Source organism: Acidimicrobiales bacterium, assembly GCA_035630295.1.
Classification (GTDB): Bacteria; Actinomycetota; Acidimicrobiia; order Acidimicrobiales; family Iamiaceae; genus Iamia.
Window position 1 is genome coordinate 16,357 of sequence record DASQKY010000042.1, and the last position, 12,452, is coordinate 28,808.

At 76.5% G+C, this 12,452-nt stretch carries 12 protein-coding genes; 2 read left to right on the top strand and 10 right to left on the bottom strand.

Going from position 1 to position 12,452, the window contains the following annotated elements:
* Nucleotides 1–78 precede the first annotated feature (78 nt).
* From VEW93_10360 to VEW93_10405, 10 genes are all read right to left on the bottom strand, one after another.
* Nucleotides 79–1,101 (bottom strand): peptidoglycan-binding protein, encoded by a 1,023-nt coding sequence (locus VEW93_10360; GenBank protein HYI62194.1) that lies wholly within the window; start codon nucleotides 1,099–1,101, stop codon nucleotides 79–81.
* A 55-nt stretch (nucleotides 1,102–1,156) separates the two neighbouring features.
* Nucleotides 1,157–1,483 carry a thioredoxin gene (gene trxA, locus VEW93_10365; GenBank protein HYI62195.1) on the bottom strand — a complete coding sequence of 109 codons (327 nt, stop codon included), beginning with the start codon at nucleotides 1,481–1,483 and terminating at the stop codon, nucleotides 1,157–1,159.
* A gap of 81 nt (nucleotides 1,484–1,564) precedes the next feature.
* On the bottom strand, nucleotides 1,565–2,524 hold the full coding sequence (gene trxB / locus VEW93_10370) for a thioredoxin-disulfide reductase (GenBank protein HYI62196.1): 960 nt from the start codon (nucleotides 2,522–2,524) through the stop codon (nucleotides 1,565–1,567).
* 109 nt (nucleotides 2,525–2,633) lie between these two features.
* Nucleotides 2,634–3,011: a hypothetical protein gene (locus VEW93_10375; GenBank protein HYI62197.1), complete on the bottom strand. Its 378-nt coding sequence runs from the start codon at nucleotides 3,009–3,011 to the stop codon at nucleotides 2,634–2,636.
* Nucleotides 3,012–3,066: 55 nt separating this feature from the next.
* Nucleotides 3,067–3,999, bottom strand: coding sequence for a hypothetical protein (locus tag VEW93_10380; GenBank protein ID HYI62198.1), 933 nt, complete (start codon nucleotides 3,997–3,999; stop codon nucleotides 3,067–3,069).
* Entirely contained in the window at nucleotides 3,996–4,607 is a 612-nt protein-coding gene (locus VEW93_10385) for a sigma-70 family RNA polymerase sigma factor (protein HYI62199.1), read from the bottom strand. Before VEW93_10385 ends, VEW93_10380 begins: the two co-directional genes overlap by 4 nt.
* Nucleotides 4,604–6,196 (bottom strand): protein kinase, encoded by a 1,593-nt coding sequence (locus VEW93_10390; GenBank protein ID HYI62200.1) that lies wholly within the window; start codon nucleotides 6,194–6,196, stop codon nucleotides 4,604–4,606. The genes VEW93_10385 and VEW93_10390 overlap by 4 nt, the downstream gene beginning before the upstream one ends.
* 78 nt (nucleotides 6,197–6,274) lie before the next feature.
* Entirely contained in the window at nucleotides 6,275–7,117 is an 843-nt protein-coding gene (locus VEW93_10395; GenBank protein ID HYI62201.1) for a DegV family protein, read from the bottom strand.
* Nucleotides 7,118–7,200: 83 nt separating this feature from the next.
* A complete protein-coding gene (locus VEW93_10400) occupies nucleotides 7,201–9,288 on the bottom strand; it encodes a DUF6049 family protein (GenBank protein HYI62202.1) in 2,088 nt (695 codons plus the stop codon).
* Nucleotides 9,285–10,043 carry a GNAT family N-acetyltransferase gene (locus VEW93_10405; GenBank protein ID HYI62203.1) on the bottom strand — a complete coding sequence of 253 codons (759 nt, stop codon included), beginning with the start codon at nucleotides 10,041–10,043 and terminating at the stop codon, nucleotides 9,285–9,287. Before VEW93_10405 ends, VEW93_10400 begins: the two co-directional genes overlap by 4 nt.
* A 122-nt stretch (nucleotides 10,044–10,165) precedes the next feature.
* Between VEW93_10405 and VEW93_10410 the strand changes: the two genes are divergently transcribed.
* A complete protein-coding gene (locus tag VEW93_10410) occupies nucleotides 10,166–11,176 on the top strand; it encodes a histone deacetylase (GenBank protein ID HYI62204.1) in 1,011 nt (336 codons plus the stop codon).
* 102 nt (nucleotides 11,177–11,278) lie between these two features.
* Complete coding sequence (locus tag VEW93_10415; GenBank protein ID HYI62205.1) at nucleotides 11,279–12,361, top strand: PilT/PilU family type 4a pilus ATPase; 1,083 nt, start codon at nucleotides 11,279–11,281, stop codon at nucleotides 12,359–12,361.
* The last annotated feature ends 91 nt before the right edge of the window (nucleotides 12,362–12,452 follow it).

Consider the following 12,452-nt stretch of genomic DNA (forward strand, 5'->3'; position numbering starts at 1 on the left):
CGCACCCGGCCTGGGAACGACTCCCTCCGGGGCCGGCGGGGCCACCAGCGCCTGACGACCGCCCTCCCTGACGTGGTGTCAGTGCGCCGAGGGGAGTGGGTCGACGACCCAGTGGCCCACCGTGTCGCGCACGATGGTGGCCAGGGCGGGTGCGTGCTCGACCACGGCTCGGGCCGGCGCCAGCTCGCACACCACGGCGGGCATGCGCGTCTCCCGCAGCACCGACAGGCGCATCCCCTCGGCTGCCACCGGTCCGGCCAGGGCGACAGCCCCCGCCAGCTCGGCAGCCAGGAGGGTGGCCAGGCGCTGGCCGCCCTCGGAGGTGAAGCCCTCGGTGGCGTAGTAGGCGCAGCGGGCGGTGTCGCCGACGACCAAGCCGATGTAGAGGTCGGCCCCCAGGGCGTTGGCCTCCTGGGCCTGGGCCGATCCGTCGGGGTGGGAGGTCACCGTGACGGCGGCGCCGGCGGCGTGGAGGCCCCGCTCCACCGCCGAGGCCAGGGCGCCGACCCCGCCCAGGTCACCGACCAGGATGCGGCGCCCGGCCAGCTCCCGGGGCGTCGCCCGCAGGCGCTCCCGCTCGACCACGCCGGCCTTGACCGCGGTGGGGGTGCGGGCCCCGAGCCGCTCCAGCTCTCCGATGGTCTCCGGCCCGCAGATGCCGTCCACGGTGAGGCCGGAGTTGCGCTGGAAGTCCTCCAGGGCCCGGCGGGTGCGCGGGCCGAGGATCCCGTCCACCCGGTCGTCCAGGAAGCCGAGGCCGCCCAACCGGGACTGCAGGTCGGCGACGTCGTCGCCCCGCAGCATGGCCGCCCGCTCGTAGAGGAGCCGGTCACCGAGGCGCCAACCGGCGTCGACCAGGGCGCTCCAGGTCTGCCGGCCGCACACGCCATCGACCCTGATGCCCCGGTGGCCCTGGAACCGGCGCACCGCCTCCTCGGTGACGGGGCCGTAGCGCCCGTCGTCGTCGGGGAGGAGGCCGATGCGGCGCAACCGGTGGTGGAGGTCCTCGACCGCGGGCCCGTCGGTGCCCGGGCGGAGGGGCAGGCCGTCGGGAGCCGAGTCGGGGGTTCGGGGGTCGCCGGACGGGGGACCGAGGGTCACCGTCGCAGGCTAGATGGTCACCCTGGCGCGCCGCCCCGGCCGGGCGGGCGGACCCTCACAGGTAGGGGCTGATCTCCTCGACCAGCTGGCCCTTGCCCTTGGCCCCCACCAGGCGGGCCTGGGGCTGGCCGTCCTTGAACAGGATCAGCGTGGGGATGCTCATCACGTCGAAGCGGCGGGCGATGTCGGGGTGGTCGTCGACGTTGAGCTTGGCGATCTGGACCTGCTCACCGTGCTCGTCGGCGATCTCCTCGAGGATCGGGGCGATGGCCTTGCAGGGGCCGCACCACTCGGCCCAGAAGTCGACCAGGACGGGCTTCTCGGCGCCGGCCAGGGCCTCGTCGAAGGTGGTGGTGCTGAGGGTGTCGATGCCGTTGGCCATGGTGTCTCCTAGGGTCGGACGTGTTGGGCGATCAGGGGGTGCGGTGCCTGCAACGCCGGCGGGGCGCTCAGACTTCCGCCGTCAGTGCTGGGCCTCGAGCCAGCGCTCGGCGTCGATGGCGGCCATGCAGCCCGAGCCGGCTGCGGTGATGGCCTGGCGGTAGACGGTGTCCTGGACGTCGCCGCAGGCGAAGACGCCCTCCACGTCGGTGCGGGTGCCCGGGCCGGTGCGGACGTAGCCGCCGTCGTCCATGGCCACCTGGCCCTTGAAGATGTCGGTGTTGGGGCGGTGCCCGATGGCCACGAAGAGCCCGGTCACGGCCCGGCGCTCGAGGGCCCCGGTCTGCACGTCGCGCAGGGTGATGGCGCTGAGGGTCCCGTCGCCCTCGATGCCGTCGACGACCCGGTTCCAGGCGAAGTGGACCTTGTCGTGGGCCAGGGCCCGCTCCTGCATGATCTTCGAGGCCCGGAGCTCGTCCCGGCGGTGCACGACGGTGACCGACCGGGCGAACTTGGTCAGGAACAGGGCTTCCTCCAGGGCCGAGTCGCCGCCGCCGACGACGGCGATGTCGTGGTCCCGGAAGAAGAAGCCGTCGCAGGTGGCGCAGGTCGAGACCCCGTGGCCGACCAGCTCCTGCTCGCCGGGGAGGCCGAGCATGACGGGCCGGGCGCCGGTGGAGATGACGACCGCCTCGGCCCGGTAGGTGGGCTCGGCCGCCTCCGGGTCTCCGACCCAGAGCGAGAACGGCCGGGCCGACAGGTCGATGCGGCTCACCTTCTCCATGCGGACGTCGGTGCCGAAGCGGGCGGCCTGCTCCTTGAAGCGGAGCATGAGGTCGGGGCCCATGATCCCCTCGGGGAAGCCGGGGAAGTTCTCCACCTCGGTGGTGGTCATGAGGGCGCCACCGGGCTGGTCGGTGGTGGACGACGGCTCGCCTTCCAGGAGCAGGGGCTCCAGGCTGGCCCGAGCGGCGTAGATGGCGGCGGTCAACCCGGCGGGGCCGGAGCCGACGATGATCAGCTTGTGGGTCTGGTTCGGCACGCTGTCTCCCGGTGCGGGGTCGGTGGGCCGGTCACCTCGCCGACAGGGCGGGCGTGAGGGCCCGTGAGCAGGAACACGACACCCCCCCGGGGTATTCCGGCCGGAGGTCTCAGTCGGCGGCGGCGGCTCGGGTGCCCCGGCGCCAGAGGGCCAGCCCCGGCACCAGGAAGAGCAGGCCGGTGACGGCGTGGGCGATCCACGTGGACCGGCCCGGGTCGTCGATGTCGGCCAGGTCGAGCAGGGCGTCGACGCCCACGTCGATGGCCCGCACCAGCAGCACCACTGCCAGCACCAGGGCGGCGGTGCCGACCAGGGTGGCCAGCGTGCCGTAGACGAGGCCCCGGGCGAGGGTGGTGGCGGGCCCGGTGGTGCGGTCCTTCACCGAGTCGACCAGGCCGACGATGGCGTCGGTGGCCTGGGCCGGCCAGTCGGTCGCGGGGCCGGTGCGGTCGGGGCCAGCCGGGGACGGTGGCGTGGGCGCGGTCACGGCCGTGCACCCTATCCGCGGCGGCTCGCCCGGGCCTCGGCCCGCGGGCCGCGGTTCAGCGCTGGACGGCGAAGAGGGGGGTGCAGCTCGTCGGTTCGAACACCGTGAGGCGCGTCGAGGCCGGCGCCTCCGGGGTGGCCGAGACCGGGTTGCTCATGACCAGCACCTCCTGGTCATCGACCATGACCAGCCGGGAGGCCTGGACCGCTTCCAGGGCCGGCTCCACCGACCGCAGGCCCTGGTCGCAGAGGGCGGTGGCGTCGGGGGCCCGGTCGAGGCGGCCATCGGCGGCATCGGCCGCCCCCGGCGGTTGGAGGGTCCGCGGGTCGACGGCCTCGAGCTCCCGGCGCAGCGCGGCCTCGTCGGCGAAGCGGGGGAGGGCGCCTTCGGCGGTGGAGGGGACGGTGGCGGCGGCGTTGTCCTCGGCCGACCCGGCATCAGAGGGCCTGTCCTGGGCCTCGGCCCCCAGGTCCCGGGCCTGCTCCTCGGCTCGGGCCTCGTCCTCGGTCCGGGCCTCGTCCGCCGTGGCCAGCTCCGCGGCGGTGTCCCGGTTGCGGTCGTTCACGATCAGGGCCAGGCCGACCCCCACCAGCAGGATCACCACGGCGGCCACGGCCGGCCAGGCCGGCAGGCGCCGGCTCGGGCGGCGCGGGCGGCGCGGGGCCAGGGGCACGACGGCACCGGGCTCGTCGGGAACCTCGTCCGGCGACGGGTCGGCCGGGTCCTCCTGGGCGGCGTCGGGCGAGCCGAGGGCGGTGTCCAGGGCGCGGGCCCGCAGCTCGGCCAGCGTGGACTCGGCCACGGGTGGGACGGGGGCGGCCACGGCGGCCCGGGCCGCCCTCTGGTCCGCCAACCGGTCCCGCAGGGCGGGGTCGCGAGCCACCCGGCGGCGCTGCTCGGGGCTGGCGGTGTCGTCGAGGACGGCCAGGACGGCGTCGTCGTCGGGATCGAGGGCGTCGGGGCCGTCGGGCGGGAGGGGAGCGGTCATGGCTGGAGGCTGGGACGATCGGGGGCCGGGGTCTGGTTCCCGGCGGTGGGGGAGCCGGGGTCGGCGGCGGCGGCGGCGCCCAGGGCCCGGGCCAGGTGGGCCCGGCCCCGGGCGATGCGCGAGCGCACCGTGCCGGGGGGCAGGTCCAGCAGGGTGGCGATCTCCGCGTAGTCGTGGCCCAGGACGTCGCGCAGCACCACGGGGGCCCGGAACTCCGGGGCCAGGGAGGCCAGCGCGGCGTCCAGGTCGGTGCGGTCGGCCACCCCGTCGGCCACGCCGGGCGGCCCGGCCGGGTCGGGGGCCTCCTGCTCCGGGAGGGCGTCGGCCGGACGCCGCCCCCGACGGCGCAGCTCGTCCAGGCAGGCGTTGGTGGCCACGCGGTGCATCCAGGTCGAGACCTTGGACCGGCCGTCGAAGCGGGGGAGCCCCCGCACGATGGCGATCATGGCCTCCTGGAGGGCGTCGACGGCGTCGGTGGGATCACCGGTGACCCGGCGGCAGAGGGCGTGGAGCTGTTGCTCGTGCCGGCGCAGCAGCGCGTCGAGGGCATCGCGGTCACCGGCCCGGGCCGCCGGGAGCAGGTCGGCGTCGGGGTCTGCCGCGGTCACGAGCGCACCGTCACCACGGCCTCGGCCACCTGGACGGTGCCGTCCTCGCTGGCCCGGGTGATCCACAGCAGGACGTAGCGGCCGCCGGTGCCGCCCAGGTCGAGGCGGATGTCGCCGTCGATCCCCTCCGACCGGCCGAGGGCCTCGCCCCACGTCGTGACGTCCGCACCGGGCCGATCGTCGAGCACGTAGGCCTCGGCCGTCCAACCGGAGCTGGGAGAGGTGAGGGCCAAGGCCTCGGCGGTGCGCGACGTCCCCAGGTCGAGCAACAGCCCCACCCCGGGCTTCCGGACGGTGATGTCGGGGTCGCGGTATCGCTCGGTGTGCCACGCCGTGGCCGGGTCCCCGTCGACGGCCAGCCCGACATCCCCGTCGTTCTCGCCCGGCGGCCCCGTGCCGAACGGGTCGAAGGTGGTGGCGCCGGCCAGCTCGGCGGCCTCGTCGGACGGGCCCACCACCTGCCAGGCCAGGGCGCCGGCGACCACCACGGCCACCACGACCACGCCCAGGAGGAGCGCCGACCGGACCGTCCGCCGGGGGCGGGCCGCCCGGGCCGGGACCGGGGCCGGCGCGTGGCCGGTGGGGGACGGTCCGGAGGGGGCCGGGGACTGGGATGGGGGAGAGGGCGCCGGCGGTGAGGCGGTCGGGGGCTCCGGCGAGCGCCAGTCGTGGGCCGGGGGGCCACCCGGTGCCCGGTCCCCGGCCGGCGAGGCGGGGACGACCGCGGCCCGCCCGGCGGCCAGGGCGGCCAGGGCCCGGCCCAGGGTGGTGGCGTCGGCCCACCGGTCCTCGGGCCGTCGGGCCAGGGCCCGCAGGACGACCTGCTCGTAGGAGGGCTCCAGGTCGGGCCGCAGGGAGCGGGGGGCCGGCGGGTCGTGGTGGAGGCGGGCCAGGGCCGTGCCCGCCTCGGTGTCGGCGTGGAACGGCACCCGTCCGCACACCATCTCGAACAGGACCACGCCCAGGGCGTAGACGTCGGCCCGACCGTCGACCCTGGTCCCCTCGACCTGTTCGGGGGCCAGGTACTTGGCCGTACCCAGCATCTGGCGGCCGGTGGTGATGTCGCCGGTCTCGGTGGCCTTGGCGATGCCGAAGTCGGTCACCACCACCCGCCCGCCCACGGCCAGCAGCACGTTGGCCGGCTTGATGTCGCGGTGGACGATCCCGGCGGCGTGGGCCACGGTCAGGGCCTGGGCGATCCGGGCCGCGATCCGGGCCGCCTCGGCCGGGGCCAGCCGGCCCTCCTGGTCGAGGCGGTCCCGCAGGGTGGTCCCGTCGACGAGCTCCATGACGATGGCCTCCAGGCCGTCCTCGGAGCAGGTGTCGTACACCGAGACGACGGCCGAGTGCCCGAGGCGGGCGGCGGCCAGGGCCTCGGCCCGGAACCGGGCGACGAACGAGCTGTCCTGGGCCAGGTGCTCGTGGAGCACCTTGACGGCCACCGGCCGGCCCAGCACCTCGTCCCGGGCCACCCACACCCGGGCCATGCCCCCGCTGGCCAGGGGTCGCTCCAGCCGGTAGCGGCCGGCCAGGAGGGTCCCCGGGCGGGCCGCACCGGGCGCGCCGAGGTCAGGAGGTGGGGAACCCATCGGGAGGACGATAGGGGCCGGCGGCGGGCGGCCGTGGTCGCCGGAGGGGCCGGCGCCCGGTCGTCGCCCGCCGGGCGATCAGGCCGGGTCCAACCAGGTGAGCCCGATCATCCGGGGCCCGCCGTGGGTGCCGATGACCGGGCCGATGGTGCTGCGGGTGTAGTTGCCGCGCCCCGCCACCTCGGCGATGAGGTCGACGAACTCCTCGGCGTCGGGCGCCTGCCCGTCGCAGATCACCAGCTGCTCCACGTCCCCGGCCTCGACCAGGCGGTCGCGGATGAAGAGCATCTGCTTCTTGCGGGTCCGGACCTTGCCGGCCTCCTCGACGGCGCCGGAGCTGATGTCGATGAGCGGCTTGATCGACAGGAGCGTGCCCAGCATGGCCTGGGCCCCGCCGATGCGGCCGCCCTTCTTCAGGTTCTCCAGGGTGTCGAGGCCGCCGAGGACCCGGGTGCGGGGCCGGGTCCGCTCGACCAGGGCCACCACCTCGTCGGCGCCGGCTCCGCCGGCCGCAGCCTCGGCGGCCAGGGTGACCAGGGTGCCCTGGCCCGAGGTGATCGACTTGGAGTCCACCACCCGGACGTCGAGCTTGCCCTCCAGGGCCCGGGCCGCGTTCTGGGCCGAGGCCATGGTGGCCGAGAGGTCCGACGAGATGGTCACGCACACGACAGCGTCGGCCCCGTCGGCCGCCGCCTTCCGGAAGGCCTCCTCGAAGGAACCGGGGCTGGGGGCCGAGGTCTCGGGCAGCCCGTCGAAGGTGGCCATGCGGGCGTAGAACTCGGCGGCCGAGATGTCCTCGCGGTCGACGAGCTCCTCGTCGCCGAAGCGGATGTTGAGGGGCACGATCACGATGCCGTGGGCGTCGACGACGTCCTGGGGGAGGTCGCTGGCGCTGTCGGTGACGAGGCGGACTCCAGCCATGGGGTTCCCTTCGGGTGGGGCGGGTGGGGTGGCGGCGGGGGACCCGGCCGATCCGGCCTTCGACCGCCGGGCGGCGTTCCGGGTTACCTCCGGCCCGACCCGGGGGTGACGGGGACCTCGGCGCCGGGCCCGGCCGAGGCCCCTCGGGGCCCCTCGACCAGGGCGTCGGCCGCGGCCCGGGCCGCGGCCTCGCGCCGGGCCCGCCGGCTGCGGCGCCAGTGCCGGGCCCACCACAGGACGAGGAACACCACCGCCCCCACCGACAGGAACAGGCCGATGCCGGAGATGGCGGTCGAGCGCACCGTGTAGCGCACCTCGTCGAGCACCTCGACGCCGTCCGGCGTCCGGACCGTGATGTCGAAGGCGGCGTCGCCCGGGGCGCGGGCGTGCACCGCCACCGGGACCCGCGTCGTGCCCGGCTCCAGGGTCACCAGCTGGCGGGCGCCGTCGGGCAGCTCGATGTGGCTGCTGGCGTCGATCTCGACCAGGACCTGCACCGGCTCGTCGAACCCGCTGCGGAAGTGGAGCGGCACCGTGCCGTCGCTGGCGGTGAGGGTGATGGTCTGCCGGGGCGGGGCCTCGATGCCGGTGAGGCCGCGGTCGACGGTGGCCAGGACCCGCTCGACGTAGCGGCGGCGTTCGGCCGCGGTCGACGTCGCCGCCCCGGACAGCAGGAGGCGCTGGTCGAGGGCGAGGACGGTCCCGTTGCGGGCCCCGGTCATAGAGGCGTAGGAGGCCAGGCGGGCCCGGGCCCGGCGCAGGGCCTCGGGTTGGTCACCGAGGTCCTCCAGCATCACCCCGGGCAGGGCTCGCTCGGGACCGACCGCCACCCGGGCCACCAGGTCGGTGATCGTGGTCGGCTGGACCGGGGCCGCGGGGTCGAGGAGGAGGTCGGCCAACCCGGCCAGTTCCTCGCCCCGGCCCGGCCACCCGGGCGGGGCCACCAGCGTGACCCCCGCCGGGCGCTCCTCCCTCGCCGCCAGGAGGGCGAGCTGGGCGGCCAGCCCGGACCGGTCGAGGACCGGGTCGCCCCGGAAGGTCAACAGGGTGGTCAGGTGGGTGTCGGCCGGGACCGCCACCACGGAACGGCCCTCGCCGGCCGAGACGGTGAAGGGCACCTCGGGCACCGAGGTGTCGAGGGCGCCGGGGCCGAAGACCACGGTGCGGACCCCCACGTTCCACAGCTCGGCCACGGCCGGCGGGGTCAGGCCGCTCCGGCTCAGGAACGTGCTGCTGTCCACCGGTCCCAACCGGTCGGTGAGGACGGCGTTGCCCCGGACCCGCTGGCGCGTGAGCTCCTCCCCCAGGCCGGCCTCGACCCAGGCCGACAGCGGCACGTCGACGTAGGGGGCGTCGAGGACCTGGCGGTCCCGGGAGGCGCGCCGCAGGTCGGCCAGGAGCTCCGTGCCCGCGCCATCGCGGGCCAGGGCCTCGATGGTCTCGGGGCGGGGGGCCAGGGTGGCCGGCAGGTCGGCGCTGAACGACAGCCCGTCGACGATGACCTCGCCCTCGTCCACCACCTCCGGGGGCAGCCGGGCGGTGCCGTCGGCTCCGACGGTCGGCTCGGCCCCGAAGGACAGGACCGGGGCCACCAGCAGCGGTGAGCGGTCGGCGCCCTGCTCGCGCCCGCTGGGCACGCGGGTCAGGAAGGCGACCGTGCCCCCCACCCGGCCGCCGTCGCCGTCGCGCACCTCCACCTCGACCGGGTAGACGCCAGGCCGCAAACCGTCCGGCAGGAACTTCCAGCCCGGGATGTCGGCCGCCTCGCTCTCCAGGGTCACGGCCAGGGACACCCGCCGCCCGCCGCCCTCGGCAGTGGGCTGGGTGGCCAGGTCCACCGGCGGGATGGTGGCCTTGCGGTCCCCCTCCACCACCCCGAACAGGGCGCGGTCCAAGGCCTCCCGGTCGGCCAGCCCGTCGCGGATCACGGCCCGCACCTGCCCGTCGGCCGGCGCGCCCTGGACCCGCAGGTCCAGGGTCCAGGTGCCGGTCCGGGGCACCCACGACGACGCCTCGATCCCGGTCAGGCGCACCTCGGACGCGGCCGGGTCCTGGGCCGCCGCGGCCGCCGGCCGGGCCAGGGCCACCGCGGCCAGGACGAGGACGGCCAGCACGGCCCCGGCGGCGCGCCGGCCGGGGCCGGCACCGGCCCCGGCCGTCCGAGCGCTCACCCGGGCCCGTCCACGGGACGGGTCAGCACGGTCAGGCCGTCGGGCTGGAGCACGAAGCCGAGGCGCCGGTAGAGGTGGAGCGCCCCCTCGTTGCCGACCTGGGTGTTGACCACCACGTCCAGGGCCCGCCGCCGGCGGAGCCAGTGCAGGCCGTCGAGGACGAGGGCCCGGCCCAGCCCCTGGCCGCGGCGGTGGGGGTCCACGGCCAGCCGCTGCAGGTAGCCACGGTCACCGGACCGGCCGGTCACGGCGTAACCGACCACGTCGGGATCGGCCAGCACCCGGAAGCGAGCCGTGGTGGTGGCCCGGACGGCGTCGTCGAGCCCGGCCCGGTCGAGGCGCCAGAAGGGCTCGAAGGCCCGGGCGTCCACCATCAGGGCAGCATCCTGGTCGCGCCGCCGGGCCCGGCGCGGGCCACCGGCGATCGGGGGCACGGCGTCCACCTCGACCAGGTCGTGGCGCAGCAGGTGCAGGCGTTCGTGCACGGCGAACCCGGCGGCCAGGAACGGCTCCACCTCGGCCTGGGCCAGGGCCCCGGTCACCACCCGGCGGGCCCCCCGCCGGGCGGCGAGGTCGACGGCGACCCGGAGGTCGCCGGGGGTGGGCGCGGCGCCGGGCCGGACGGCCACCAGGGCCACGTCGTTCCGGCCCCGCCACGCCGCCACCCGGACGCCCCGCGGCACCCCCGTGGGCACCGGTGGCGCGGCCCCCGGGCCGTGGAGCCGGGGCGGAGGGAGGGCATCGGCGGCGTCCACGCCCTCCGAAGCCTAAAGGCGCCCGCCCGGGAGGGCGGGATCACCCGGCCCGGGCCGGCCACCGGTGGGGGTGGCGAGGCGGCCCGGTAGCGGGTCCCGGGACAGGGCCGTAGCGTCGAGGTGTGACCCTGCTCGTCGCCTCCGACCCCCGGTTCTGGGAGCACGAGGCCGGCACCGGGCACCCGGAGCGCCCGGCCCGGCTCGACGCCGTGGAGCGGGGCATCGAGGCGGCCGGCCTGTCCGAGGCGGTGACCCGGGTGGCGCCCCGGCCCGCCACCGACGAGGAGCTGGCCCGGGTCCACGATCCGGCCCTGGTGGCGGCGCTGGACCGCTTCGGCGAGGCCGGCGGGGGGGCGATCGACGCCGACACCGCCATCGGCCCGCGGTCCATGGGCGCGGCTCGCCTGGCCGTCGGCGCCGGCCTGGTGCTGGCCGAACGGTTGTCGGCCGGCGACGGCGAGGCCGGCTTCTGCGCCGTGCGCCCTCCCGGGCACCACGCCACGCCCCGGCGGGCCATGGGCTTCTGCCTGTTCAACAACGTGGCCGTGGTGGCCGCCACCCTGGCCGCGGCGGGCGAGCGGGTGACGATCGTCGACTACGACGCCCACCACGGCAACGGCACCCAGGACGCCTTCTGGGACGACGGGCGGGTGCTGTACGCATCGCTGCACGAGTGGCCGCTGTACCCGGGGACCGGCGCCCTCCACGAGACCGGCGCCGGGCCCGGCGCCGGGTCGACCATCAACGTGCCCCTGCCCGCCGGGGCCACCGGCGACGTGTACCGCCAGGCCGTGGCCGACCTCATCGCCCCGGCCGCCGAGGCCCACGGCACCACGTGGCTGCTCGTCTCCGCCGGCTTCGATGCCCACCGGGCCGACCCCCTGACCGGCCTGGGGCTCACGGCCGCCGACTTCGCCGATGTCACCGGCGACCTGCTGGCCCTGGCCCCGCCCGGGCGCCGCCTGCTGTTCCTGGAGGGCGGCTACGACCTCGACGGGTTGGCGGCGTCGGTGGGGGCCACGTTGGGACGGGTGCTGGGCCTCGACCACCGGCCCGAGCGCCCCACGTCCGGGGGCCCGGGGGCCGAGGTCGTGGGGGCGGCCCAGGCGGTCCACGCCCGGGCCGGCGCCTGAGCGGCCCGTCGGCTCCTCACATCGGGCCGGCATCCGCCGACGGGACAGGGGTCCGGTGCGCTGGCACCGGGTCGCTGACCCCTCCGAGCGGAGACCCATCCCGTGCCCGACCTGGCCCAGCTCCTCAACCACTTGGCCGAGCGCCGGGGTTCCGACCTGATCGTGAAGGTCGGCTCGGCGCCCCACCTCCGCATCGACGGTCACCTGCACGCCACCGACATGGCCCCCCTGGGCCCGACGGAGATCGAGGCGATCCTCACCGAGCTGCTGCCGGTGGCCAAGGCCGAGGAGCTCCTGGAGCGGGGCGAGGTCGACGTGGCCCACGGCCTGGCCGGCGTGGGCCGCTTCCGCATCAACGTCTTCCGGCAGCGGGGCTCGCTCAGCCTCGCAGTGCGCCGGGTGGTCCCGGGGGCGCCGGCCATCGCCGATCTCAGCCTGCCCGGGGTGGTGGAGAAGCTGGCCATGGAGGACGCCGGCCTCATCGTCGTGGCCGGCCCGGCGGCGTCGGGCAAGACCACCACGGTGGCCGCCCTCCTCGACCACGTGAACGCCACCCGGGCCCGCCACATCGTGACCATCGAGGACCCGATCGAGGTCCTCCTGGCCGACAAGCGCTCACTGGTGAGCCAGCGGGAGATCGGCAGCGACGCCCTGACCGTCTCCGACGCCCTCCACCGGGTGGGCCGGCAGAACGCGGACGTCATCTTCGTGAGCGACATCCCCGACACCGCAGCGGCCGAGCGACTGGTCTCCGAGGCCCTGTCGGGTCGCCTGGTGGTGGTGACCATGCCCGCCCTCTCGGCGGCCGAGACCGTGACCCGGCTGGTCGACTTCTACCCGCCCCACCTCCAGCGCCAGGCCCGCTACTCGATCGCCCAGGTGCTGCGGGGCGTGGTGGCCCAACGCCTCTTGGACCGGGTCGACGGGCGGGGCCGGGTCCCGGCCGTCGAGGTCCTGATCGGCACGCCCAAGGTCAGCGAGGCCATCTCCGCCGGAGCCGACGAGTCGGTGCTGGAGGGCCTCATGCGCGAGGGCGAGTACCACGGCATGCAGACCTTCGACCAGGCCCTGCTCGGCCTCTACCAGGACTCGGTCATCAGCGTGCGCGACGCCGTGCACGCCGCTGCCCGCCCCGAGGACCTGCGCATCGCCATGCAGCACGCCGGCATGGCCGCGGCCTACTGAGAGGGCCAGCCGGCGAGCCGGCGGGTCCTGGTCGACGGGACGGGCGGGGCCGGGGCCCAGCCGACCTCGGCCTGCACCGACGAGGCCGAGG